At 39.7% G+C, this 26,841-nt stretch carries 15 protein-coding genes; 8 read left to right on the top strand and 7 right to left on the bottom strand.

Going from position 1 to position 26,841, the window contains the following annotated elements; all coding sequences use genetic code 11:
• The first annotated feature begins 107 nt into the window (after positions 1-107).
• On the top strand, positions 108-5,066 hold the full coding sequence (locus tag ACFIKH_RS00550) for a DEAD/DEAH box helicase (protein ID WP_375670724.1): 4,959 nt from the start codon (positions 108-110) through the stop codon (positions 5,064-5,066).
• A 1,337-nt stretch (positions 5,067-6,403) separates the two neighbouring features.
• Here ACFIKH_RS00550 and ACFIKH_RS00545 read toward each other — a convergent pair.
• From ACFIKH_RS00545 to ACFIKH_RS00520, 6 genes are all read right to left on the bottom strand, one after another.
• On the bottom strand, positions 6,404-7,075 hold the full coding sequence (locus ACFIKH_RS00545) for a YdcF family protein (protein ID WP_375651712.1): 672 nt from the start codon (positions 7,073-7,075) through the stop codon (positions 6,404-6,406).
• A gap of 4 nt (positions 7,076-7,079) precedes the next feature.
• Entirely contained in the window at positions 7,080-8,033 is a 954-nt protein-coding gene (locus ACFIKH_RS00540) for a cell division protein FtsX (protein ID WP_375625217.1), read from the bottom strand.
• On the bottom strand, positions 8,026-8,685 hold the full coding sequence (gene ftsE, locus ACFIKH_RS00535; protein WP_273723097.1) for a cell division ATP-binding protein FtsE: 660 nt from the start codon (positions 8,683-8,685) through the stop codon (positions 8,026-8,028). Before ftsE ends, ACFIKH_RS00540 begins: the two co-directional genes overlap by 8 nt.
• Before the next feature lie 556 nt (positions 8,686-9,241).
• On the bottom strand, positions 9,242-11,185 hold the full coding sequence (gene acs / locus ACFIKH_RS00530; protein WP_375670722.1) for an acetate--CoA ligase: 1,944 nt from the start codon (positions 11,183-11,185) through the stop codon (positions 9,242-9,244).
• Positions 11,186-12,320: 1,135 nt separating this feature from the next.
• Positions 12,321-12,608, bottom strand: a complete 288-nt coding sequence (locus ACFIKH_RS00525; protein ID WP_375670720.1) for a hypothetical protein — start codon at positions 12,606-12,608, stop codon at positions 12,321-12,323.
• Positions 12,609-13,721: 1,113 nt separating this feature from the next.
• Positions 13,722-14,411 (bottom strand): YggS family pyridoxal phosphate-dependent enzyme, encoded by a 690-nt coding sequence (locus tag ACFIKH_RS00520; protein WP_375670718.1) that lies wholly within the window; start codon positions 14,409-14,411, stop codon positions 13,722-13,724.
• A 165-nt stretch (positions 14,412-14,576) separates the two neighbouring features.
• On the opposite strand from ACFIKH_RS00520, the gene leuS reads away from it, so the two are divergent.
• Complete coding sequence (gene leuS, locus ACFIKH_RS00515) at positions 14,577-17,219, top strand: leucine--tRNA ligase (RefSeq protein ID WP_375670858.1); 2,643 nt, start codon at positions 14,577-14,579, stop codon at positions 17,217-17,219.
• A complete protein-coding gene (gene lptE / locus ACFIKH_RS00510; protein WP_375626612.1) occupies positions 17,206-17,802 on the top strand; it encodes an LPS assembly lipoprotein LptE in 597 nt (198 codons plus the stop codon). Before leuS ends, lptE begins: the two co-directional genes overlap by 14 nt.
• Here lptE and fsa read toward each other — a convergent pair.
• A complete protein-coding gene (gene fsa, locus ACFIKH_RS00505) occupies positions 17,799-18,452 on the bottom strand; it encodes a fructose-6-phosphate aldolase (RefSeq protein WP_375670716.1) in 654 nt (217 codons plus the stop codon). The genes lptE and fsa overlap by 4 nt on opposite strands.
• A 538-nt stretch (positions 18,453-18,990) precedes the next feature.
• On the opposite strand from fsa, the gene ACFIKH_RS00500 reads away from it, so the two are divergent.
• The 5 genes from ACFIKH_RS00500 (at position 18,991) to ACFIKH_RS00480 (ending at position 26,829) form a co-directional block, all read left to right on the top strand.
• Positions 18,991-19,227, top strand: a complete 237-nt coding sequence (locus ACFIKH_RS00500; protein WP_375625223.1) for a hypothetical protein — start codon at positions 18,991-18,993, stop codon at positions 19,225-19,227.
• 334 nt (positions 19,228-19,561) lie between these two features.
• Entirely contained in the window at positions 19,562-21,757 is a 2,196-nt protein-coding gene (locus ACFIKH_RS00495; RefSeq protein WP_375670714.1) for a primosomal protein N', read from the top strand.
• 2,020 nt (positions 21,758-23,777) lie between these two features.
• A complete protein-coding gene (atpH, locus tag ACFIKH_RS00490; protein ID WP_375626606.1) occupies positions 23,778-24,362 on the top strand; it encodes an ATP synthase F1 subunit delta in 585 nt (194 codons plus the stop codon).
• The gene (gene atpA, locus ACFIKH_RS00485) at positions 24,362-25,897 is read left to right on the top strand and encodes a F0F1 ATP synthase subunit alpha (protein WP_026500438.1); all 1,536 of its coding nucleotides are present in this window, start codon (positions 24,362-24,364) and stop codon (positions 25,895-25,897) included. The genes atpH and atpA overlap by 1 nt, the downstream gene beginning before the upstream one ends.
• 20 nt (positions 25,898-25,917) lie before the next feature.
• Positions 25,918-26,829 (top strand): F0F1 ATP synthase subunit gamma, encoded by a 912-nt coding sequence (locus tag ACFIKH_RS00480; protein WP_273787654.1) that lies wholly within the window; start codon positions 25,918-25,920, stop codon positions 26,827-26,829.
• The last annotated feature ends 12 nt before the right edge of the window (positions 26,830-26,841 follow it).

The raw sequence follows: 26,841 nt of genomic DNA, 5'->3' as shown, positions 1-26,841 counted from the left end.
GGTTCATTCAGTAAATCGAGTTATCTAAAGTCTTTTGGGTGAAACAATAGGCATTAACCAGTTTGGCTAGACTCGATAGTTGAAAGTATTTTTCATTGGGGGGAAGCATGACGCTGCAATCGCTTTTACAGACATATCGTGACGAAGCGCGTACCGAACGGGACAAAGGTACGTATTTTGAGCGTTTTGCTCTTGCTTATCTGACACATGATCCTCTTCAGTTTGGGTGTTATGAAAAGGTTCAAACCTTTAAAGATTGGGCTCGTGAAAATGATTGGAATGGTCATGATACTGGTATCGATCTTGTGGCAAAGATTCGTGATGGAGAGGGTTTTGCGGCAATCCAATGTAAATTTTATGATGCAGCATATCGGATTAGAAAAGCAGATATTGATAGTTTTATTTCGGCATCAGGGAAAGCTCCATTTAAGCGGCGTGTTATTATAGATAGTACTGAAAGTGCTTGGAGTGATAACGCTGAAACAATGATACGGGGGCAGGATATTCCTGTTATACGGATTAATCTTTCCGATATAAAACAAAGTCCGATCCGTTGGGAAACTTTTGCAGCCCAGGGCAAAGTTGTGCTGGAGGATAAAAAGAAAATCCGTCCACATCAGCAGGATGCGTTGCGTGATGTGCGTGCTGGACTTATGGAAGCAGATCGGGGTAAGCTTATTATGGCTTGTGGTACTGGTAAGACATTTACCAGTCTTAAAATTGCTGAGGATTTGGCGGGTGAAGGCAAGTTTGTTTTGTTTCTTGTTCCTTCCTTGGCACTGATGTCACAGACGGTTCGTGAATGGACAACGGATGCAGAAATCGGATTGAGATCCTTTGCTGTCTGTTCAGATACACAAGTGGGAAAGCGTCGTAAAAATAGTGATGATGTTGCTGAAATTGATGTGTTTGATCTTGCTTTTCCGGCGACAACCGATGCTGCTAAACTTGCAAAACAGGCGGATAAGAGTGTTGCAGATAGGATGACCGTTGTGTTTGCAACCTATCAATCCATTCAGGTGGTTGCTGATGCTCAGAAAAAGTATGGTTTGCCAATATTTGATCTTATCATTTGTGATGAAGCGCACCGTACAACAGGGGCAACGCTGGTTGGAGAGGATGAATCCAATTTTGTTAAGGTGCATTCTAATGATGTTATTCGTGCTAAGAAGCGCCTTTATATGACAGCGACACCACGTATTTTTGGTGATAACGCAAAAAGTCGCGCGAATGAAGTTAATGCCGTTCTTGCTTCGATGGATGATGAAAAGCTTTTTGGTAAAACACTTTTTTATCGGGGCTTTTCTTGGGCAGTACAAAATGATCTTTTAACAGATTATAAGGTTATTGTCTTAGCAATGGATGAAAAATTGGTCAGTTCCGCTGTTCAGAAGCGTCTTAGTGATGACCAGTCTTCGCTTGTTCTTGATGATGCAACGAAGATTATTGGTTGTTATAAGGCGCTGACAAAACAAGATCTGAAGGCTGATGTTGGTGCTGATCCACACCCCATGCGTCGTGCTTTGGCGTTTTGCAAGACTATTGAAAGTTCTAAACTGGTGCGTGATGAATTTTCTGCGGTTGTTAGAGAATATCTTGATTATACGAAAGAGGATACGGAAAATGAGCACTTTCTGAAGTGTGAAATTGAGCATGTTGATGGCACTTTCAATGCGAAGGATCGTGGTGCATTACTTGATTGGCTGAAAGCTGATAGTGGTGAAGATGTTTGTCGTATTTTGACCAATGCACGGTGTTTGTCTGAGGGGGTGGATGTTCCGGCTCTGGATGCGATCATGTTTTTAAATCCACGTAAGAGCCAGATTGATGTTGTGCAAGCGGTTGGGCGGGTGATGCGTCGGTCTGAGGGCAAAAAGATGGGGTATGTCATTTTGCCAATTGGCATTCCCTCTGGGATTCCAGTGGAACAGGCTTTGAACAACAATGATAAATATCGGGTTGTTTGGCAAATTTTAAATGCTTTGCGTGCGCATGATGATCGTTTTGATGCGACGATTAATAAGGCATCGCTGAGCCAAGATATCAGCAATGTGATTGAGATTATTGGCGTCACACAGAGCACGGAGTTACAGGCTGTTACAGCTGTTGTAGACAATCTTCCACTACGCTCACAGCCTGCACGAGTGGGAATTGGAGCACCGGAATATGATTTAACTCGTACAGATCAGCTAAACAAGGAGTTTTCTTTCCCGGTGGATGAACTGTCTCGTGCGATTTTGGCAAAGATCGTCAAGAAATGTGGGACACGTGATTATTGGGAAGATTGGGCGAGCAACATTGCTGAAATTGCTAAGAATCATATTACGCGTTTAACAGGTATTCTGGCAGAGCCAGATACTGAGGCACGTCAAGCCTTTGACAGATTTATGGCAGAACTGCGTGATGATTTAAATGATGCGATTACAGAGGCTGATGCGATTGAGATGTTGGCACAACATATTATCACGCGTCCTGTCTTTCAGGTGTTGTTTGAGGAGTATCAGTTCACACGTGAAAATCCTGTCTCGCGTGCTATGCAGCGTATTCTTGATGTGCTTGATAAGGCGAATCTTGATAAGGAATCCAAAGATCTGGAAAAATTTTACGCAAGTGTAAAATTACGCGCCAGTGGCATTACGGATCCAAAAGCAAAACAGAGGTTAATTATAGAGCTTTATGATAAGTTTTTTCGTTATGCTTTTCCACGCACTGTAGAAAAACTAGGCATTGTTTATACTCCCGTTGAGGTTGTGGATTTTATTTTGCACTCTGTCAATGATGTCTTAGAGCAAGAATTTGCGCAAACGCTTGGCTCATCGGGTGTGCACATCATGGATCCCTTTACAGGAACGGGGACTTTTATCACGCGGCTTTTGCAATCGGGTTTGATAAAACCAGAGGAGATGAAACAAAAATTTTGTCATGAAATTCATGCCAATGAAATTGTGCTTTTAGCCTATTATATTGCAGCCATTAATATTGAGACAACCTATCATGGTCTGATGGGGGGAGGTTATGTTCCGTTTGAGGGAATTTGTTTGACCGATACATTCCAGCTTTATGAGCAAGAAAAAGACCTGATCAGTGATTTGCTGGTGGATAACAGTACACGTCGGGCACACCAGAAGGAACTGGATATTCGTGTTATTGTTGGCAACCCCCCTTATTCTTCTGGACAAAAAAGTGAAAACGACAATGCACAAAATATTGCCTATCCTAAATTGGATCGTCGCATTCGTGAAACCTATGCCGCTCAATCCAAAGCAAGCAATGTTAATGGACTTTATGACAGTTATATTCGTGCCATTCGGTGGGCAAGTGATCGCATAAAAGACTGTGGTGTTATTGGTTTTGTGACAAATTCAGGTTTTATCAATGGATACTCTACGAATGGCTTACGAAAAGAATTGAGTGAAGAATTCTCGAGCATTTATGTTCTCAATTTGCGTGGTGATATTCGCAAAAATATGTTGAGCAAAGGACGTGCTCAAGAAGGGCAAAATGTTTTCGGCAGTGGAAGCATGACAGGAATTGCTGTTACACTATTTGTTAAAAATCCAAATGTTACGGAGCAGTGCAAAATTCATTATTACGATATTGGTGATAATCTCACGACAAAAGAGAAATTATCTCAACTTCAGCGGTTGAGTAGTGTTGGTGGTATCAAGTGTGAACACGGTTGGCAGATGATTACACCAGATGAGCATGGTGATTGGCTGGATCAGCGCAACAATGATTTTGAAAAATTTCTAGCCTTAGGTGATAAGAAGGGCAGTGATAAAAAGCTATTCAAAATTTTTTCTCGTGGTATACAAACTGGTCGTGATGCTTGGGCATACAACTCAAGCCGTGAAGTTTTAGCGAAAAATATGAGCAATATGATTACTTTTTATAACGGTGAAGTAGAGCGTTTTAATAATGCCTACACACATGCTGATCGCAAGGCGCGTGCGAATGCCGTGAATGATTTTGTTAACACGGATGCCAAAAAGATTAGTTGGAGCAGTAGTCTTAAAGAAGAACTGGTAAGAGGAAAGTTTTCTGAATTTGAAAGTGATTGCTTAATTCAAGGTCTTCATCGTCCTTTTACACAGCAATGGCTTTATTATAACCGCATCTTTAATGAGAGAGTTTATCAAATGCCGCGTATATTTCCTATGAAGCAAGCGGTTGAGAATAGGGTAATACAAGTTACCGGTATAGGAGCAAGCAGTGGTTTTTCTGTCCTTATGAGCAGGGTTTTGCCTAGCTTAGATGCAATGGAAAAAGGTCAGTGTTTTCCACGGTATGTTTATGAGGATTCTGCGTCCTTGAAAAATAAAAAGGAAGAGCAGGTTCATTTATTTGCAAATTTTGCAGAGGAAAGCAAAGAAACTGGTTTAGAGCGGCGTGATGCTCTCACGGATGAAGGGTTGGCTTATTTTAATGCAGCATATCCTGGTGAAATGATAACAAAGGATGATTTGTTTTATTATGTTTATGGGATTTTGCATTCAGAAGATTATCGTGCGCGTTATGCACATAATTTGTTCAAACAATTGCCACGTATCCCAACAGTTAAAAAGGTAGAGGATTTTTGGGCTTTTGTAACAGCGGGGCGAAAGCTTGGTGATTTGCATATGAATTATGAGGAGGTTGAGCCCTATCCCATTACCTATAAACAGGGTGATCCAAGAACTTGGATGATTTCTGATGAGAAGAGTTTCTATCGTGTTGAGGCGATGAAATTTGCTGGTAAGCGTGGTGCTATTGATAAAAGTACAGTGGTTTATAATGCGCATATCACGATGCAGAATATTCCTCTTGAAGCTTATGATTATGTGGTCAATGGCAGGTCTGCTCTTGAATGGGTTATGGAACGGCAGATTGTCAAAACGGACAAAGCGAGCGGTCTTGTTAATGATGCTAATCGCTATGCTGTTGAAACGGTGGGTAATCCAGCTTATCCATTGGAATTGTTTCAGCGGGTTATTACAGTAAGCTTGGAAACAATGAAAATTGTGCGCAGTCTTCCAAAATTGGAAGTGAGAGAAACTGAAAAAGTGAAGTTATCCATTGTGCGGTAAACAGCGCTGTGTCGTAACAAACTGGCACTATCATATACTTTGCCAGCTCGTGGGTATTGCGACAGCTCTTGGCACTTGAGACGGTACATAAGAGGCATGCCTTTCTTGTACAGTTTTACGCCACGCAGGCTCTCTTTCCTTGTGATGTGCAAGAAAATGGTTTTGATTGATTCAACAGAGAATAGATTTAAAATGAGAGAGTTTTACGCTATTCAAAATCCTTATTTAAGATGAAGAATACTTATCTTTATAAATCAATATGTTGCATGTGATAAAACATCATAGGTAGTAGACGGATAAAATGATGACGCATGCGCTTTAGCGACCGTGATGAATAGCTTTAAGCAGAGCTTGTTCGTTGAGTCTTATGTGAGTAAACCATATAAATGGGGAAGCAGAGAGGAACTTGCCCAGAGACGTAGAATTGTTTACAAACCTTTGCTGATAGGAGTCATCGTCCTTTGAGATGTTGGAAGGAAATCACAACTCTCATGAAATCTGTCCTTTGAGCAGGGGTGATTGGAAGTGAGCAGGGAGAACGCGTTAGATAAGAAGCTGGATTGTTATTGTTTACAGATCGCTAGAGTTTAAAAATTTTTGTTCTTTTTTGGGGAGGCTGCCAAACAAAAAGTGTTTTTAGAGGGAAATGATTTATGCCAAAAGATATTGCTATAAAAAGTGTGGGATGTTCGTGGCGGTGTGCGTTTTGAGCTTATTCCTATCTGTGATCTAAAATGCTCTTATGAAGGTGCTTTGTTGAATGAAGAGATTGTTACTAATATATTGATTTATCATGATAGTTTAACCTTCTCTCTGTTGAATGAGAAATCTAATTATCATAAATTTTCTTATTTTAAACCTATTAAAATTACTTCTTTTCATGTCATATGAGTTTGGTGTGTGCGTGTTTAAGAAAGGCGTAAAGTATGCCTCTTACTAATCATCCCAAGTGGCTTAAGAGCTATCGTAATATTGGGCGGGGCGGTAAAATATAGGATGGGGCGGTTTGTATTTTTTATGAAGCGTAAAGACGGTGGTATCAATAGATCTTTATAACAAGTCTGGAGATCTTATAGTTGTCTGGGAGCTTTATTTACAAGAGCTTATATATTGGGATGGCATGTACAGATTCCGTGCTGTGAGATATGTTTGAGATGTAAGAGATGTCTTTGGGTGAATGTGCAATACAGTGATACGTGTATTGGGGTATTCTGTGTTATATGAGGGTAGCTCTGTCGAGCTTTTATAGAGGCAACCTCGTGTGGAAGGATATGGAAAGAACGGTATGAAGCAGTTCGTGGGTAGCAAGGTTTTTAAAAAAGTCAGAAGGATAAAGATTAGAATGCGGTTCTGATATAGACTTGGAGCGTTTTAATATATTGGAATATGAGAATGCGGATTTGATTGATTTGTTGTATTGCGCTTTCAGCATCGCTCTTTTTAACAGGATAAGCAATGAAATGGATATCAGGCATTAAATACTTAAGTTCTCGCATCGAGCGCCACATATGGTAATCATGGGTGACGATATAAAGGGTCTTATAGTGGTGTTTTTTGATCCAAGCAGCACTTTCTTCGGCGTTTCCTCTGGTGTTAATCGCTTGATGCCCAATGTCAATACAACAGGAGACAAGTCGTGGGCTAATATGCCTGTTATGCATGAAACCTTTCAGATTGGTTGTGCTGTTTACGCCACTGATAAGGAGTCGTGAACCAAGCCCCCTTTGTAAGAGATTAAGTCCTGTCTCTATTCGGTTTTCTCCGCCTGTCAGCACAATGATGGCATCAGCTTTGGGGAGAGGCTTTGGGGGAGAAAGTCGTTCAGTTTTTTCAGAAAAAACAATAAAACCACCCCAGAAAATAAAAACAATGATTGCAAGAGTAAGTGTTGTCGGTGGAAAATAGCAAAATAAAAAGCGCATAGACCAACGATAATGGGGTCGTTTTGGAAGAGGACGTTTTAAATCATTTTGCGTCAATGAGTTGGAATGGTAGGAGTGGTGAGTCATAAAATTAAAATAAACCGTTTTCACATTGATCGATTTTTTTCAGTTGCGCTAAAATAGTCATGCGGTTTGTAAGGGTGGTAAGAAAAGAAACGAAAATAATAAGAAAAATGATTTTTCCGTAAGGAACGGAACTTATGGAAATATGTCCAAACAAAGCTGTTACTTGGCTAGCTTCCACTCTTCCCAAGTTATAATTCGTCCAGAGACAAAAGGCTAAAAACAGAAATATGCTTGTGAGACCACCATATAAAGCACCACGCAGTGCAGTTTTAAAAAAATGCCAGTCAAATTGGCGGGCAATGAAAATAGTTTCAGTACCAAGGAAATATAAGACATTGATAATATGCGCATTTTCTGCCAATGCATTGCGGGTGGTAAAAATGATGGTAAGAATAAGAGAGCCTAGAACCAATGCTAAAATTGAAAAGCCAATGAAAACAGTGGTGTATGCCATGGTCGCAAAACGATGGACCCAAACACGGTGATCATCAAATTGACCTCCTGGAATTTGGGTTTTAATGGCGTGATTAATGGCTGCAAAATTGATTTTTTCATCTCTCTTCAGAGTCACAATGATAAGGCGGGGAAGGGGCAGTTCATTGATATTGAAACCTGTTCCAAGCCATGGCTCCAGTAATTTTTCTGTAGCTTTTTGGTCAACAATTTTTGCATCTTGTACACCAGAAAATGTTTTGACCAATTGTACGGCATCACGGAGAGCTTTGTTGATATCAACATTGTCAATGGGGCGTATTTGTATTGTTGCTTCATAGCTAATCTGATTACTCCAATTTTGGGCGGCACGTTGGACTAAATCAACACCGATTAAGGTGAGGCTTGAAAGAAATGTCATAATAGCAATAACGGCAACCAATGCTTTTCCAGAAATATTACCACTGGGAATAATCGCTGTTGTATTTTTTTTATTGCTTGTAAAAATGGGGAAAGACTTATTCATGAATCGTCATCCGTCCGTTATGGAGAAGCATACGTCGTGCTGCAACTTGTTCCATTAAGGCAATATCATGGGTAGCAATGATCACAGCTGTTCCAAAACGATTTAATTCAATAAACAAACGGAGTAGGCGTTTTGCTAAGGGCGGATCGACATTTCCGGTTGGTTCATCGGCAAGTAGAATTTCAGGTTGATCAATGAGCGCGCGTGCAATGGCTACCCTTTGTTTTTCTCCGCCAGAAAGAACTGGTGGTAAAACATGAATATGATCTCCCAGACCTACCCAACAGAGAAGATCTTCCACTTCACTGCGATAGGTTGCTTCTTCTTGTCCTTTAATGCGTAAAGGTAAGGAGACATTTTCATAAGTGGTCATGTGGTCGAGTAAACGAAAATCTTGAAAAACTACACCGATACGTTGTCGCAGCGCAGGGAGCTCTTGCCGTTTGAGTAATGCTGTGTCTGTTCCAAATAAATCAATATGACCGCGGGTGGGTTTGAGTGCCAAAAACATAAGACGCATCAACGACGTTTTCCCTGCTCCAGAGGCGCCAGTGAGAAATTGAAATGATCCAGGAGGAATATGAAAGCTAATATCACGAAGGACCTCAGGTCCCATTCCATAGCGTAGACCGACATTTTCAAAATGAATCACTTTTTATTATTACTCCTGATTTTATATTGCATCATTTATTCTAAGAACTCTTACTTTCATTACTTTAGATTTTTGTTTTAAGCTTGTTTATTTTAGATTTCATGGTTTTCAATATTTTTTATACACCCTCGTTATAGATAAATATTTTTGCTCAAGAATATTATCACGTATACTTTCTCTTTTTAGCTTTATTTATGATTTTAGCAGGAATTTCAAAGTGATTCTAGCATAAACATCAGAACTATTTTTCCTTCTTTCTCAGAGGCTTTTTTGCATTGAGTGGGTACTGGGCGATTTTAAAAAGCTATGTTGCTCTTTTTATCTTACTTTCTTATTCTTATCTGTATTCATATTCCAATCTTGGTATCTTCCAATCTTGAAGTTTTTTCTTCAATTGTTTCTGATTTGTTATGAAGAAAGGCGTTTGTTGTTAGAGTTGTTGAGCTTCCCATGAATTGTTTTGTTTTTTATTCTCATCGGTGGTTTTCGTAACAATGCTGAGATAATTTTAGCAAAAAACAAAAACCACCGTATGTTATATTTCTTCGTGGGTTCTTTAGTTTTGTCGGTTGGCAATCAGATCTTCAACAACTTGTGGTTCGGCAAGAGTTGAGATATCTCCGAGAGTATCAAAATCGTTTTCGGCAATTTTTCGTAAAATACGTCTCATAATTTTTCCTGATCGCGTTTTGGGAAGCTGTGGGGCAAATTGAATTTTATCCAATATGGCAATGGAGCCTATTTCTTGTCTTACATGTTTAATAAGCTCTTTTTGCAACTCTTCACTTGGAGCTGTCCCTTCCATTAAGGTGATAAAACTATAAATTCCTTGTCCTTTAATGGGATGCGGGTAACCCACAATGGCAGCTTCTGATACAGCGGGATGAGAAACAAGGGCTGATTCAATTTCAGCAGTTCCTAACCTGTGCCCCGAGACATTGAGTATGTCATCAACCCGCCCTGTAATCCAGTAATAGCCGTCACTATCGCGCCTACAACCATCGCCTGTAAAATATCTTCCTTTATAGGAGGAAAAATAAGTTTGAATAAAGCGCTCATGATCTTTATAAAGCGTGCGCATTTGTCCTGGCCATGAATCACTGATACAAAGATTGCCTTCTGCTTCACCTTCTAAAATATTGCCTTGGGCATCAACAATTTGGGGTTGAACACCAAAAAAAGGACGTGTGGCCGATCCTGCTTTGAGGGGGGTTGCACCAGGCAAGGGCGTGATCATATGCCCTCCTGTTTCCGTTTGCCACCATGTATCGAGAATCGGACAACGGTCATTTCCAACTGTATGATAAAACCATTCCCATGCTTCTGGATTAATCGGTTCGCCTACCGTACCTAAAAGACGCAACGATGTCCTGTTTGAGTGTTCAACAAACGAATTTCCTGCTCCCATCAAGGCGCGGATAGCTGTTGGTGCGGTATAGAGTGTATTAACTTGGTGTTTGTCAACAATTTCCCAAAATCTTCCTTTGTCAGGAAAGGTTGGTGTGCCTTCAAACATTAAAGTAGTCGCACTATTGCATAAAGGTCCATAAACCAAGTAAGAATGACCGGTTATCCAACCAATATCAGCCGTGCACCAGTAAACTTCATCGGGGTGGTAATCAAAAACGTATTGATGTGTCATCGCGGCATAAACAAGATAGCCCGCTGTGGTATGCAAAACGCCTTTGGGTTTGCCGGTGGAGCCTGAAGTATAAAGAATAAAAAGTGGATCTTCAGCGTTCATTGGTTCTGCTGGGCATTCTGTTTTGGCATGAGCTATCTCTTCGTAGTACCAAAAATCACGCCCCTCTATCCATTGAATGGGTCCACAAGTCCGCCGTATAACCATGACTTGGTCTACATGCACGTTTTGGCGTGCTGCTATCTCAATAGCATGATCAACATTGTCTTTTAAGTTGATCCGTTTGCCGCCACGCAAGCCGTGATCAGCGGTAATGATGAAGGTTGATTCGCAGTCAACAAGGCGTCCTGCTATTGCCTCTGCAGAAAAGCCAGCAAAGATAACCGAATGAACAGCACCAATGCGGGCACACGCGAGCATAGCATAGGCTGCTTCGGGTATCATGGGAAGATAAATGGTTACTTTATCGCCTTTCTTAATGCCACGACTTTTCAAAAGATTGGCAAAACGACAAACATGTTCATAAAGCTCGTTATAGGTTATTTTTTTATCATGATAAGGATTATCTCCTTCCCAAATAAGCGCGATTTTGTCTCCATGGGTTTTCAGGTGGCGATCAATGCAATTATAGGCAACATTTGTTATCCCATCTTCGTACCATTGAATGGAGACATCTCCGTTAAAAGAAGTGTTTTTTACTTTTGTAAAAGGTTTAAACCATTCAATGCGTTGACCATGTTTGGCCCAGAAGCTTTCTGGATCATCGATGCTTTCTCGATACCATTGTTGATAAGTTTCCTCGTCGAGCAAAGTATTTTTTTTGATCTCTTCTGATACTGGATAGATTTTTTCAGTCATGTTTCCCTCTTTTTATTTTTTAGAAAAATCAGCCATTGTATTTTTATATTTGTGGCAGAGTCGTCCCTAAAGCTTTTCATTGTGAGGTTAGACTAAATGACAAAGATTGGAATAGTCAATTTTTAAAATCTGATGTGATGATATTAAAGAGGGTATTCTATGTTTTTAGGATACTCAAATGTGGCAAAGCCTATTGCGGTATAGAGCTTTTTATAAACGCATAAAGACATTTTAAAAATGTCTATTATAAAATATTTTTTATAAGTTGATATAAACCAATATCGTTAAATAAAAGACTAACAAGAAAGAATATACAGCTTATTAATAATGACTTTTTTAGAGAATCTTCCCAATTGTAATAAATAAACTTATAATAAAAAATATATATAAAACCAGAAAAAAACGTTGCTATAAGCGATTCAATAATTTTATGAGTAAAATCTGTCATTATAAATCATAACCACTCATTAATAGTATCGTCGCTACTTTATTCAGCGTGCTCGGAACTCATCCAATAAAGATTAATATAACCCAAAATATCTACGCAAAAAATTAGAAATAAAGAACATAATAAATGACGATAATGCCATTATAATAGACAATCTCCAACCTACGCCATTGAATATTTTAAAAGAAATGGCAATTATAGGAGTAATTATAATTAACATGCAAAACATTCTTACAACTTCATAATGAATATCCATTATAACAAAATCCTAGTTATAGTAATGAGATTAATAAATACTTATGAAAAAATTTGTTCAGTATACTCGAAACTCATCCGATAAATATTAATATAAACCGAAGTATCTACACAAACTATCAAAAATAAAAAACACAATAACTGACAATAAGGCTATTTTTATAGATAGTTTCCAACTGTAGCCACCAATTTTTTTTAAACCAATAGCATATATAGGGATAACGATAATGAGAATGCAAAACAGTCTTATGATTTCATAAAGAATATTCATTATAACAAAATCCTGATTATAAGAGGTGATCCGCAATAGATATCCCTGAAAAATATTTTATCCATAGATGTAGATACTTAACTTTGGTATATTCTTTCAAATATACTTACAAAAATACTAATTTCAGAGATATCTTTGTCGCTATTCTCTATAAATTAGAACTAACACTCATGACCTTTTTCTATAAAGCCCCAAGCAGCACCTCCTATGTATCCCAATGACAAAGCTCCCATTCCACCTGTAAATGCACCCACTGGTCCCCCAGTTATACCACCTTGAATTGCACCAACTACTCCTGCCGGAACTCCTACTTCCCTGCCACGTGCATTCATGTGAGACATAAAAGCACCAGGACTACATGCATTTCCATGAAAAGGTCTTGAATTGTGCGAATGACCAAAAGAAGGCTTTGTCACCATATGACCGAATGTGTTGAATGAACCAAACATATTAATTCTCCTTAATTATCCACATTAAAAGTAGTATCATAATGATACATTTGAAATGGCTATCGCGTATTTTTAGAAAAATGTAAAATATAAACTTTAAAAATGGCAATAAAATACTGTATAAATAATAACTATATTATGTATATGAAATATTATTCTTTATAATATAATAATATTATTTATAATATTTTTAAACACAAGAAATGACACCATATTTTTTATTAATTAAAGTTTAAAATTAGAAAAATGTGCATCTGAAAAAATTGGTGTTTTTCTCTTTGTTTATGAGATTGACAAAGAAATAATGATAAAGAAATATCGTTATTGAAATCGATCTCATTGCCATTGTTTTGCCTGCATGTATTATGCGCATATGCTTGGGATTAGTTCTTTTATTTTTCAGGCGAATATTGACCGTATTTTACGCTTTGTAGAGCATAGAAAGTCTTTATGCTATTGTTGGACCTTATAGATTGCTATTCATGTTGTTTAGCGCGGCTCTTGGTGCTCTATTGGGCAATTGAGATGTTTATTTTTCTCAAGTGGCTTACATGAAAGAGTTTTGTTACTGTATTATGCAGCCATAAGCCTCTTTTTGCCTGCTTTACGCCATTGGCATGTGGGGAAATTGTTTACGCGTGTTGGAGAAGTTAAGAGAATTCGTGGTTTTTAATGGAAATCATTGCGATAATCGTATTAAATATTCTTTTGTAATTAGTGATTTTGCGATAGTTTTTTCATGAATGCGCAACGCCCCTCTTATCATTTTGCCTTTATATAAGGATTTATTTTTTACGTTGCTTTTGCTGGAGAGGCGGTCAGAGGGGAGGCGAAGTAGAGCCAATGTGCGAGAATATGAGAGCCAAATTGCAATGCTATCTTGAAGCTATTGTACGCGTTGTGGATGTGCCGGTGAGAAATTTGAGAAGATCAGCTTTTTTGCTTATTTTGCTAACAGGATGAAAGAGGGACTGGAATCTTTTTTGCTAGAATTGCTCTTATTGATATTGAAGGAAATATTTTTTCTCATTTCTGTTGTTTTTGGCTTGTTCGTAGAATTTTCAATGGGAATTTATATGAAGGGGGAATGAATTTATATGAGAGGAAATTGCTTTACACAGGGCGTTTTCCAAATAAAGCGGAGCCAATGCGAAGGACGTTAGAGCCAAACTGTAGAGCGGTTTTGAAGTCACTGGACATACCCATGGAAAGCTTTGGAAGACCTGCTTGTTTTGCTAATTTTGCTAAGAGCGCGAAATAGGGTCCGGGGTTTTCATCGACAGGGGGGATGCCCATAAGACCGATGATATCAAGTCCATAGTTGTTTTTGCATTGGTTGACAAAAGATGTCGCTTCTTGTGGTGCGATACCACTTTTTTGCGGTTCTAAGCCAATGTTAACCTGAACATAGCAAGGAAGATGCCTTTTTTGTTTTTCCATTTCTTCAGATAAGCTTTTTGCTATTTTTTCACGGTCAACCGTTTGAATAACATCAAAAAGTTTGATCGCCTCTGCTGTTTTATTTGATTGTAGGGGACCGATGAGATGAAGCTTAATATTTTCAAATTGTTGACGTAAAGCAGGCCATTTTTGTGCCGCTTCTTGTACGCGGTTTTCTGCAAACAAAGATTGGCCTGCTTGTAAAAGGGGACGTATATCAGCGGCAGAAACAGTTTTTGAAACAGCGATAAGTTCAATTTCTTCTATAGGGCGTTGTAGCTCTTGACATGTTTCAGCAATGTCTTTTTGAAGGTTTTGCCATGCTTCAACGGAAGGGGCATTGAGGGGCGTTTGTGTATTCATATTTTTGTGCTTTACCTTTTTTATTCAAGAGTTGGTCGTTTTTTTTAAAGTTTTATAAAATACTTAGGGAAATATTTCACGAAAATGTTGACGATGAGGTTAATCCATGGTCAAGCATAATAAAACAAGTTTTTGGTTCTGTTTTATTAAAAGAGTATAATGGGAATGACGATTGGACATTATAATATAGGCGAACGCTATAATCCACGTGCGAGAGAAAAAAAATGGCAAGAAATTTGGGATGAAAAGAAAATTTTTCAGACTGTTCAAGAAGATGCTCGTGAAAAATATTATGTTTTAGAAATGTTTCCTTATCCGTCAGGCCGCATTCACATGGGGCATGTGCGCAATTATGCCATGGGGGATGTGGTGGCACGCTATAAAAGGGCAAAGGGATTTAATGTGCTTCATCCTATGGGGTGGGATGCTTTTGGTATGCCGGCTGAAAATGCTGCTCTGCAAAGTAAAGTGCATCCTAAAACTTGGACTTATCAAAATATTGCGGTCATGCGCGGGCAATTAAAACAATTAGGGCTCTCTTTAGATTGGACGCGTGAATTTGCGACTTGTGATGTGGAATATTACCATCGTCAACAAATGTTGTTCCTTGATTTTTATCAGAAGGGTTTGGTTGCGCGTAAAGTGGCTAAGGTGAATTGGGACCCTGTTGACCACACCGTTTTGGCCAATGAACAGGTTGTTGATGGGCGGGGATGGCGTTCTGGTGCGTTGGTGGAACAGCGTGAATTGACGCAGTGGTTTTTCAAAATTAGCGATTTTAGTGAAGATCTCTTGGCTGGGCTTGAAGAGCTGGAGCAATGGCCGGAAAAAGTTCGCACCATGCAGAAAAATTGGATTGGAAAATCACAAGGTTTGCTGATTCGTTGGGCTTTAAAGGCAACAAGTGATGCTAATGAAGTTTGTGAGACATTTGATGAGGTTGTTTGTTATTCGACACGTCCTGATACACTTTTTGGCGCCTCCTTTTTAGCTCTGTCTGTTGACCATCCTATTGCACAAGCTTTGGCAAAGAAAGATAAAGCGTTGAGTGCTTTTATCGAAAACTGTCGGTGTGGTGGGACGACAACAGCAGCACTTGAAACAGCTGAAAAACAAGGGTTTCTCACGACTCTTTTGGCAGTTCATCCTTTTGATTCAACAGTATATATTCCTGTTTATATCGCTAATTTTGTGCTCATGGATTATGGAACAGGGGTTGTTTTTGGTTGTCCGGCTCATGATCAGAGAGATTTTGATTTTGCGCGTAAATATGATCTTCCAATAAAACCGGTGGTTTTGCCAAAAGGAGAGCAAGCAGAAGATTTTGTCATTGCTGAAACAGCTTATACAGGTGATGGTGTGATGATCAACTCCAGCTTTTTGGATGGTTTGACACCTCAACAAGCTTTTGAAGAAGCAGCCAAAAGGCTTGAAGAACAAATGCTCAATGGGCAACCGCAAGGGAAAAAAACAGTGCAATTTCGTTTGCGTGATTGGGGGATTTCGCGGCAACGTTATTGGGGGTGCCCCATTCCGATGATCCATTGTACATCTTGCGGAGTGATTCCTGTGCCGCGTACTGATTTGCCGGTTGTGTTGCCTGATGATGTTACTTTTGATCAACCTGGAAATCCTCTTGCACGGCATGAAAGGTGGCAGAATGTTACTTGTCCTTCCTGTGGTCAACCTGCTAAACGTGAAACCGATACTATGGATACATTTGTTGACTCTTCTTGGTATTATGCACGCTTTACGGCTCCTTTTGCGCAGGAACCTGTCGACAAACAAGCAATCTCTGAATGGTTGCCTGTGCAACAATATATTGGTGGAATTGAGCATGCCATTCTTCATCTTCTTTATGCACGCTTTTTTATGCGTGCCATGAAATTGATCGGCCATGCGACTGTTGATGAGCCTTTTAAGGGGCTTTTTACCCAAGGTATGGTGGTTCATGAAACCTATCGAGATGATCAAGGGTGGGTTTCTCCAGCAGAAATTTCCATTGTTGAAAAGGATGGAAAACGACAGGCTTATAAATTGACTGATCAAAGTGAAGTGATGATTGGTTCGATTGAAAAAATGTCGAAATCCAAAAAGAATGTCGTTGATCCTGATGATATTATCGCATCCTATGGCGCGGATACTGTGCGTTGGTTTGTGTTGTCAGATTCTCCCCCTGATCGGGATGTCATCTGGACAGAATCTGGTGTTGAAGGAGCCCATCGCTTTGTACAGCGTGTTTGGCGCCATGTGGCTTTGAGTGCTTCTGTTTTAAAGGATGTGGCGCCTTGTGCAGGGCATCAGGGGGCAGCTTTGGAACTCTCAAAAGCTGCACATCGCACGCTTTGCGCTGTAGAAGATGATTTGGAAAAATTTGCTTTTAATCGGGCTATTGCACGCCTTTATGAATTCTTGAATATTATGGCACCGTTGCTCAACAAGATAGCAAGTGTTGACGATGAAATGAAAGCTTCTTTACGTCAAGCCATGGATTTTTTTCTTGCCATGATTGCACCGATGATGCCTCATTTAGCAGAAGAATGTCATGCTGCTTTAGGGGGAAAAACTTTAATGTCTGCGCTTGCTTGGCCTGTTTATGACAGCGCGTTAATCGTTGCGGAATGCTATACTTTGCCAGTACAAATTAATGGTAAGAAACGCGGTGAGGTGAGCGTTGCAGCAACAGCAAATGAAACGATGATTAAAGAAGCGGTTTTGGCTTTAGATTTTGTAAAGGCACAGCTGGTTGAAAAGCCTGTGAAAAAAATCATTATTGTTCCACAAAGGATTGTGAATGTCGTTTTTTAAAAGTTTGATTCTTGTCGTTTTAGCTGGTGTATTCACACTGTTGTGTGGATGCAAAGTTGAACCGCTTTATCGTCAAGAATTGCAGAGTGCAATGACAATGAATTCTGCTTCTTATGGGAAGCCTGTTTCTGGGCAAGCTTCTTTGGGGCTTTCAGCAAAGCTTGCTTCTATTGTTGTGGAAGAGCCTTCGGATCGTTTTGGTCAAATGGTGCGCAATCATCTGCTTTTTCTTTTGTATGGAAATGGTGCTAAACCTTCTCTACCTGCTTATCGATTGGCATTGCAGATATCTGTATCTACAAGAGAATCTATGCAGATAGAGGTTGATTTCGAGAAAAAACGAAAAGGACGACCTTCTGTTGGAACTGTTATGAGCAGAGCTTCTTATACTTTGCAGGATATGAAAAATACTCTTGTTGCAAAAGGAACAGCAATGATGAATGCATCTTTTGACCGACTTCGTCAAGAATATGCAACGATGCAAGCAGAAGAAGATGCAAAAAAACGGGTTGCTGAAGAGTTGGCTGAACAGATTTTTTTGTTACTTTCAAAAGATCTTTCCAATAAAAACTCTAGATATTAAGCAATATTTTGTCCTGTTTTTTTCCAGTCGTTGAGAAATATTTGCAACCCTTTATCAGTGAGAGGGTGTTTGACCAGTGCTTTTAAGATTGCTGGTGGAACTGTTGCAACGTCAGCACCACTGAGTGCTGCTTCTTTGACATGATTAACGGTGCGGATTGAAGCGGCCAAGATTTGTGTTTCAAAGTTATAGTTATCATAAATTGTGCGAATTTCATGAAGCAGTTCACTTCCATCATTTCCACAATCATCCAGTCTACCAATAAAAGGTGAAACGAATGTTGCGCCTGCTTTGGCAGCAAGTAAGGCTTGATTGGCAGAAAAACAAAGTGTAAGATTTGTTTTTAGTCCTTCTTTTGTGAGGGCTTTACAGGCTTTTAATCCATCGAATGTTAAAGGAAGCTTGATACAAATATTGTCGGCAATCTTTGCTAAAACAGCCGCTTCTTTCATGATGCTCTCAAATTCCGTTGCTGCAACTTCAGCAGAAACAGGTCCGCTAATGAGAGCACAAATTTCTTTTGTAACATCAAGAATATTGCGTCCTGATTTTAGGATAAGAGAGGGATTGGTGGTGACACCATCAACAAGGCTTAAATTCTGTAACTCTTGAATTTCTTCTATATTGGCGCTATCCACAAAAAACTTCATATCTAACCTCTTCTTTTTAGCTTTTATCCTATTTTTTGTTATGCGCTATTGTTGACTGCAAAAGCAAGAGAAAGAATTAATCTCTGTATAAAGAACAAGAATGCTATGATGTTAACCATGTACCCATTTTATATCGTTGCTCTTGATAAGGCATAGGGCTCATTGCGTACCAACATTTTTGCGTATTGGAATCTTTGCGTAGCGGTATTTTTATACTTATGAAAATAAGCTAGCATTATCACACACTTTGCTCATTTCCTATTTGCGATTGCTCTTGATATTTGAGAGAGCATCATAAGATACCTCCTTTTTTCAGGGGGGTACGTTTAACCTCATTTTTGATAGAAGTGAATGGATTTATTTTATCGTAAAACACCATTGAAGAAGGCATGTAAATTTTACATATGAAGTGTTTTTTTATGGTCAATACATTGATTTATTCTGTGTTACCCATTCTTCAACAATACGCTTTTGTGCTACTTGTATTGTTGCTTGATTCTCAATCAAGCTGAAAGATGTAGGCACGTGTTTTCACTTTTTGGCACAAAGCCAAGGTGAATATTGTAACGGTTCCATTTGCAATACTATTCTCCCTGTAATTCAAATCATAGGAGACTCTCTCATTGATAAGGATTTACAAATGTTCCTCGATGAGTTTGAAATGAGAAAAATTCATCGTACTGATGGTTTTTATTACAATAGGTATAATGATGATTATATTTTTATAAATCAGTTTGTTGAAGATAAATTGAGATATGAAGCGGTAAAAAAATAAACGTGTGTGTTGGGAAGAAGTTACACTATGGGATCGCTTTGTTGAAGAGCGCACTGACGATATCATGTTGAATGCTTAATAGTGATGCGCTTTATTTGCACAGAAGAAAGGCGCTAGTTTTTTTGCTATAAAGTTTTTTGTTATAGAGGATGAGATTGGTTCTTTTATTGACACTTTGGTGATGGAATGAGTGTTAAAAAGAATTCTTTTGAGAAAAGTGTTGTGATAGGGGGGATTGAATCCTGTAATGAATTTTATAAGAGTGTTTAAAGATAAGGTTTAGACCTGTTGGTGTTTAAGAGGTCGTAGATTGGTTTAAAAGATGAATTCAAACATGATAGAGGAAAAGATTGTATCCGTATTGGTTCCTCTTCCTGTTGCTCACGCTTATAGTTATAAAGTTCCATCTTCTATGGAGGTGAATGTTGGTTCCTTTGTTCGGGTTCCGGTGATGGGGCGTGAGCTTTGCGGTTTTGTTGTGGATGTTGGAGAGAAGGCAGCAGGTGGGCAAAGGTCTGGTTCGGTGGCACGTGAAAAATTACGCTCTTTGCTTCATGTTTTTGATTGTCCCCCCTTAAAGGCAGAAATGATTACATTTTTGCGTTTTGTTAGTCGCTATACAATGGCGCCTTTTGGTCTTGTGGCGCGATTGGTTTTGTCTGTACCGGCTGCTTTAGAGCCGGAAGCTCAAATGCTGGGTTTGCGATATTGTGGTGGAAATGTAGAACGTCTCACACCAGCGCGATTACGGGTTTTGGAATTGGTGCGTAATGAGAAGATATGGACACGTTCTGGTCTTGCGCATGCGGCTGGAACTTCGGTTTCTGTTGTTGAAGGTTTAAAAGCGCTAGGGGTTTTTGAAGATATTATAGTTCCTGCTCCTGATCTTGTGGCAATGCCTGATCCTGACTTTTGTCCTCCTCAGTTGCAGGGAGCGCAAAATGAAGCAGCAACAATGTTGCGGGAAGGTGTTTTATCTTCTCAGTTTCAAGTTTTTTTGCTTGATGGTGTTACGGGATCAGGAAAGACAGAGGTTTATTTTGAAGCGGTTGCTCAAGCCTTTAAAGAGGGCAAGCAGGTTTTAATTTTATTGCCGGAAATTGCTTTAACACAGCAGTTTTTAGATCGTTTTTATGCACGCTTTGGAGCTGCAGCAGCAGAATGGCATTCTGATTTGACACCACGTCGTAGAGAACGTGTCTGGCGGCAGGTTGCAGAAGGGCGGGTGCGTGTTGTTGCGGGGGCTCGTTCAGCGCTTTTTCTTCCCTTTCATGAGCTTGGCTTGATTGTTGTTGATGAAGAACATGATAGCGCTTATAAACAAGAAGAGCGCATTTTTTACCATGCGCGTGATATGGCTGTTGCTCGGGGATCTTTTGAGCATTTTCCTGTTATTTTATCTTCAGCCACACCGTCGATTGAAAGCCAAGCCAATGTTTTAAAAGGGCGTTATCAAAAGGTGCATTTACCTTCGCGTTTTAAAGAAGTAGCACTTCCACAGTTGCGGGTGGTTGATATGCGCCAAGGAGGGGTGCAAAAGGGGCGCTTTATTTCCTTTGCTCTTGAAAGGGCTTTAAAACAAACGCTTGATAAGGGCGAACAAGCTCTTCTTTTTCTTAATCGTCGTGGTTATGCACCTTTAACTTTATGCCGAATTTGCGGACATCGTTTTCATTGTACTGATTGTTCAAGTTGGTTGGTAGAACATCGTGCGCAAGGGCAATTGAAATGTCATCATTGTGGGTATCATGAACCACTTCCTCAAGCCTGTCCTGAATGTGGGACATTAGATCATCTCGTGGCTTGTGGACCGGGTGTGGAAAGAATTGCAGAAGAAACACAAATGCTTTTTCCTCAAGCGCGATCATTGATTCTTTCAACAGATCTCAAAGGAGGGATTGGGCAATTGCGAAGCGAATTACAAGCCATTGCAAATGGCGATGTGGACATTATTATTGGAACACAGTTGGTCGCTAAAGGACATCATTTTCCCAAGCTCTCTCTGGTTGGCGTTATTGATGCTGATCTTGGTCTTGCCAATGGCGATTTACGCGCAAGTGAACGTACCTATCAGCTGCTTTCTCAAGTTACCGGAAGAGCAGGGCGTGTGGGATTGAAAAGTTTAGGATTATTGCAAACTTATCAACCAGATCATCCTGTCATCAAAGCCCTACTTTCATGTCAGCCAGAAGATTTTTACACACGTGAGATTACAGCGCGTCAGCATTATCATTTGCCTCCCTATGGGCGGCTTGCCTCTTTGATTGTGTCTGCACAACAGCGCCAAGCAGCAGAACATTATGCGCGCGCATTGCGTCAAGCAGCGCCACGGGAAAAAAATATCTCGGTTATGGGACCAGCAGAAGCGCCTTTGGCTTTGGTTCGGGGGCGTTATCGTTTTCGGCTTTTGCTGCAAGGACAGCGCTCCTTTGATATACAAGGGTTTATACGTGCAATGCTTAGTGGTACACCCAAAATGCCCAGTTCTGTTCGGGTTCAAATTGATATTGATCCGCAAAGTTTTTTCTAAAACCAGTCTCGCATAAAGTGAAGGTCTCTTTAGCTTAAGGTGCTTTACTTTGATATTATATATTTCAGAATAAGCATTCAAGCAGCAGAATATGATACATGTGCATTGCATTAAGCAGAGCTACGGGAAAAAATATCTTTGTTATGGAACCAGCAGAAGCGTCTCTATTATTCGAGGACACTATCATTTCGGCTTTTACTCCTTTTTTGTTTTAGGGACAGTATCCTTTTGATAGGCGCATTCTTTTTATAAGGACGGATTATAGGGGCTGAAAATGCTTAGCTGTACACCCAAAATATCCAATTTTATACAGGTTCAAATTGATATTGATCTATGCTTTTTCTAAAATCAGTGCAATATAGTGCCATATAATATAGTGCCATATAAAGTGAAGCTATGTGGACTTAATGAAGGTCGTGTTTTTGATGTTATTTGACCTTAAAACCTTATGAAGCAGCATTCATAAGATGTATTAGTGCTGTACAAGTCGTACTTGCTTTTGTATGTTAGATTAGGGCGAGAATATTGCATATATCTATTTTATTTATCTTTGACGAGAACACAGACTCATTTTGGAGCGTAAAGGTCAAAATGAGCATTCATCGTTGTCGTCCTTATTTATGGCTCTAGAATTTTCAAAAGCGTCCATAATTATAATTTTTATAAATAATAAAATATTGATTTATAGTGATAATATGCCGTTATTCATATTACAATCTCAACTATCGTAGGATTCTCTTATTTTAAATCTGGTTATATTGATCCAACAAAATCATTCGTTTGCATTTTACAGATGGGGGAGTCTGTGTCGAGTGAAACTATATAAGAAAGGACTAAAATACCTCATCATCTCAAGTGTTAAGGGCTGTCGTAAAATTGGGAGATGGCAAAGTATGTGATGGTGCCGGCTTGTTCTTTCATAAGTGTAAAGATGAGGCTGCTCAATGGAGCTACCATTATAGCATTTATGGGCGCTGTCGTGAAATGGATATTATCCATTGCTTCATGCTTTTGTTACTTTTGTTCTCTAATGGGGGCACATTTTTCATGTAAAGCTTCATGTAAAGCTTCATGTAAAGCAGAACGCCCAAAACGGAATATTACAGAACATCTATTGTATTACTGTATTCATATGCTTTTTTAAACAAATGTTTCTCAGCATGCTCGAATTCATTTTACGATGTTTCTCGAGTGTAGAATGTAAAAGCTTTCATGAATGAAAAAACCGCGTTAAGGCTCCCCATTTTTATTTCATAAAGGTATAAAATGGCGCCATTTATTATTTAGCTTTTAGGATTACGAAAGCTCTTGGTACTTGAGAGCGTTTATACGAGGTGTTTTTTCTTTAATCATTTCATTTTTTGTTTGTGATGGAGCAAGGGAGTGATTTTGATAGAAAGATTTGAAATAAGAGAATCTTTCGATGTTTGGGGCTCATCTGGTATGAAAAATGATACATTATCATTATAAATCAATGCATTGTATGCTTAAAGAGTGTGTTTACAAGAAAATATACTTGGTGAATTTTTTTAAAAGGAGTGGGTATTTGAAGAAAAAAGATCAATTTTTTCTTTAATTTTTAGGAGGATATTCATTACTTTTTTTCTTATCAGTTTGCAATAATAGACTTTTTCAGTCGCATTCGCATCTCGTTAAAGGTCTTGTGGTGATAAAGGGAGTGTTTTTTAGAGAAGAAGTGTTTTATTATGGTGGCAAGAGCATTTGAAGCAAAATCAAAGAGAGTGAAAAAATCGCTCAGAGAATGTCAAAAAGAGGCATAAAAAAACTGTGTTGCCATCTTGTATATCTAAAAAAAATTCTTTTCAAAAATATTTTGAATATTTTATTAAAATTTTTAAAAAGCAGCGATTTGTGGTGTTGCGAGTCGGCTATGTCTATGCTAGAAACCAAGAGGTTTTTGTTCTAGGTTTTAAGAAGAAGATTCTTAAGATTGAGAATTTCTGTTTCATTTCATCTGATAACTATCAGAGAGTCGCTCAAGGGAAAGAGGCGGTATTTCGTGTCGGATTCATTTTCTCTCATACCGCTGCCGTTGGTAGATCAACGCTATGCGCAAGCGCTTTTTGATTGCGTTCAAGAAGCTGGAAATGTTGAAAAGGTTGAAAAGGCAGTGGAAGATCTTTTGCTTGTTTTGGAGCAAAATAAAGATTTAAAACGCTTTGTGCTTAGTCCATTCTTTTCAGTTAAAGAGCAAATTAAGGTGATGCAATCTGTTTGTGCAAACATCAAATTTGCTGATAAAAACGCAGGTCAGGTTATTGGTAATTTTTTACGCGTTATTGCAACAAATCGTAGGCTTAGTGCCGTATTTGGTATTTTACATGCTTTTCAGCGTTGTGTTGCACGCGCTCGTAGGCAGGTTACTGCGCAAATTATTTCTGCGCGCCCCTTAAGTTCTCAACAAAGACAAGAGTTGTGTGAGGCTTTGGAAGGTGTCGTTGGAGGAAAAGTTTTGCTACACAGCATTGTGAATCCAACAATTCTTGGTGGATTAATCGTTCGTGTGGGGTCGTCTCAAATTGATACGTCTCTTCTCACAAAATTGTCTTCGCTTAAGCTTGCATTGAAAAAAGAGGTCAGCTGATGGATATTAGACCATCTGAAATTTCAAAAATTCTAAAAGAGCAAATCAAAAACTTTGACCAAAAGGCTGAGGTTTCAGAAATTGGTTGGGTTCTCTCTGTAGGGGATGGTATCGCTCGCGTTTATGGTTTGGATAATGTCCAAGCAGGGGAAATGGTTGCTTTTCCAAACGGTGTGCGCGGTATGGCCCTCAATTTGGAAGTTGATAATGTTGGTGTGGTCATTTTTGGCTCAGATCGCGATATTCGTGAAGGTGATTGTGTAAAGCGGTTAGGCGCTATCGTCGATGTTCCTGTGGGGCCCGCTTTGCTGGGGCGTGTGGTTGATGCGTTGGGAAACCCTATAGATGGGAAGGGTCCCATTAAAGCAACGGAGCGTCGTCGTGTTGATGTTAAGGCTCCTGGAATTATTCCGCGTCAGTCTGTCCATGAACCGATGTCGACCGGATTGAAAGCAATTGACGCACTTATTCCTATTGGACGGGGGCAGCGTGAATTGGTGATTGGTGATCGCCAAACAGGAAAAACAGCAATTTTGCTCGATACATTTTTAAACCAAAAACCTTTTCATGAAAAAGGGGCTGGACGAGAGCAAGACAAAGTTTATTGTATTTATGTGGCTATCGGTCAAAAACGTTCAACGGTGGCACAATTCGTTAAAGTTTTAGAAGAACGTGGAGCGTTGGAATATTCTATTATTGTTGCAGCGACCGCTTCTGATCCAGCACCACTGCAATTTATTGCACCTCTTGCTGGATGTGCTATGGGTGAGTATTTCCGTGATAATGGGCAACATGCTTTGATCGGTTATGATGACTTGTCAAAACAGGCGGTGGCATATCGTCAAATGTCTCTTTTATTGCGTCGTCCTCCAGGTCGTGAGGCTTATCCGGGGGACGTTTTCTATCTGCATTCGCGTCTTTTAGAGCGGGCTGCGAAGTTGAATGCGGAAAATGGATCTGGGTCGTTGACAGCTTTGCCGGTTATTGAAACGCAAGCAAATGATGTTTCTGCCTATATTCCTACAAATGTGATTTCGATTACTGATGGGCAAATTTTTCTAGAGACTAATTTGTTTTATCAAGGAATTCGTCCTGCTGTAAATGTTGGTCTTTCTGTGTCGCGTGTTGGTTCTGCCGCACAAATTAAGGCGATGAAGCAAGTTGCTGGCTCGATTAAAGGTGAATTGGCGCAATATCGTGAAATGGCAGCTTTTGCGCAGTTTGGCTCTGATTTGGATGCGTCAACCCAGCGTCTGTTAAATCGGGGTGCGCGCTTGACAGAGTTGTTGAAGCAGCCACAATTTTCTCCACTCAAAACAGAAGAACAAGTGGTGGTTATTTTCGCGGGTGTGAATGGCTATCTTGATGCTTTGGCGGTTTCTGATGTTGCGCGGTTTGAGCAGGGACTTTTGGTGCTTTTGCGTAGTGATTATCAAGATCTCTTAAAGGCAATTGCTGAGCAAAAGCAAATAACAGACGAGCTGAAAGACAAGTTGATAACTGTTCTTAATACTTATGCGAAAAATTTCTCGTGATGAATTGATGGAATGCTTGAATGGCCTCACTAAAAGATCTTAGAGACCGTATCGCTTCGGTTAAAGCAACACAAAAGATCACCAAAGCTATGCAGATGGTTGCAGCGGCGAGGTTGCATCGTGCTCAAGAGGCAGCGCAGTCTGCGCGTCCTTATGCGAAGAAGATGGCTGATATTTTGACCAGTGTTGCTGCTGATGTAGATGGTGTTGATGCGCCTGCTCTTATGCGTGGTACGGGGCGAGATGATGTGCATCTCTTGGTGGTGTGTACTGCTGAGCGCGGTTTGTGTGGTGCTTTTAATGTGCAAATCGCTCGTCGTGCACGTGAACAGATTAAGGCATTGTTGGCAGCGGGTAAAATAGTGAAAATTATCACTGTTGGCAAAAAAGGTGCGGATATTTTATCGCGTGATTACAAAGGCTTGATAATTGATCATATCGATTTGCATGCTGTAAAGCGCATTGGTTTTGCAGAGGCGGTGATGATTAGTCAACGGATTGTTGATTTATTCAATGAAGGCGCTTTCGATGTCTGTACGCTGTTTTATTCTGAATTTATTTCTGTGATTAATCAGCGTCCAACAGCTTTTGGCTTGATTCCGATGATTGCTCCAAAAGCAGCTGTTGAGGCAATAGATGTTGAGGAGCAAACAGATCATAGCAAAGGTTCACAATCAATTGTCTATGAGTATGAACCTGATGCGGCTTCTCTTTTAGAGGCGCTTGTGCCACGCAATCTTTCGGTGCAAATCTTTCGGGCTTTGCTAGAAAATATTGCTGGGGAGATGGGTGCCAAGATGACAGCTATGGACAATGCATCGCGCAATGCAGGTGAAATGATTAATAAATTGACGGTAGCTTATAATCGTCAACGTCAGGCACAGATTACGACAGAATTGATCGAAATTATTGCGGGCGCTGAAGCGCTTTAAATGGAAAAGGTA

The sequence above is a fragment of the Bartonella sp. SD1336NMGDW genome (assembly GCF_042193565.1).
GTDB lineage: Bacteria > Pseudomonadota > Alphaproteobacteria > Rhizobiales > Rhizobiaceae > Bartonella > Bartonella grahamii.
This window is presented reverse-complemented; position numbering and strand designations above follow the sequence as displayed.

What these genes read in the sequence shown, in the direction of transcription:
- ACFIKH_RS00495 (WP_375670714.1), top strand. Translation starts at nt 19,562, where the DNA reads ATGATAGAGGAAAAGATTGTATCCGTATTGGTTCCTCTTCCTGTTGCT.
- leuS (WP_375670858.1), top strand. Translation starts at nt 14,577, where the DNA reads ATGACGATTGGACATTATAATATAGGCGAACGCTATAATCCACGTGCG.
- ACFIKH_RS00520 (WP_375670718.1), bottom strand. Translation starts at nt 14,411, where the DNA reads ATGAATACACAAACGCCCCTCAATGCCCCTTCCGTTGAAGCATGGCAA.
- ACFIKH_RS00480 (WP_273787654.1), top strand. Translation starts at nt 25,918, where the DNA reads ATGGCCTCACTAAAAGATCTTAGAGACCGTATCGCTTCGGTTAAAGCA.
- atpA (WP_026500438.1), top strand. Translation starts at nt 24,362, where the DNA reads ATGGATATTAGACCATCTGAAATTTCAAAAATTCTAAAAGAGCAAATC.
- acs (WP_375670722.1), bottom strand. Translation starts at nt 11,185, where the DNA reads ATGACTGAAAAAATCTATCCAGTATCAGAAGAGATCAAAAAAAATACT.
- ACFIKH_RS00550 (WP_375670724.1), top strand. Translation starts at nt 108, where the DNA reads ATGACGCTGCAATCGCTTTTACAGACATATCGTGACGAAGCGCGTACC.
- ACFIKH_RS00525 (WP_375670720.1), bottom strand. Translation starts at nt 12,608, where the DNA reads ATGTTTGGTTCATTCAACACATTCGGTCATATGGTGACAAAGCCTTCT.
- fsa (WP_375670716.1), bottom strand. Translation starts at nt 18,452, where the DNA reads ATGAAGTTTTTTGTGGATAGCGCCAATATAGAAGAAATTCAAGAGTTA.
- ACFIKH_RS00545 (WP_375651712.1), bottom strand. Translation starts at nt 7,075, where the DNA reads ATGACTCACCACTCCTACCATTCCAACTCATTGACGCAAAATGATTTA.
- ACFIKH_RS00540 (WP_375625217.1), bottom strand. Translation starts at nt 8,033, where the DNA reads ATGAATAAGTCTTTCCCCATTTTTACAAGCAATAAAAAAAATACAACA.
- lptE (WP_375626612.1), top strand. Translation starts at nt 17,206, where the DNA reads ATGTCGTTTTTTAAAAGTTTGATTCTTGTCGTTTTAGCTGGTGTATTC.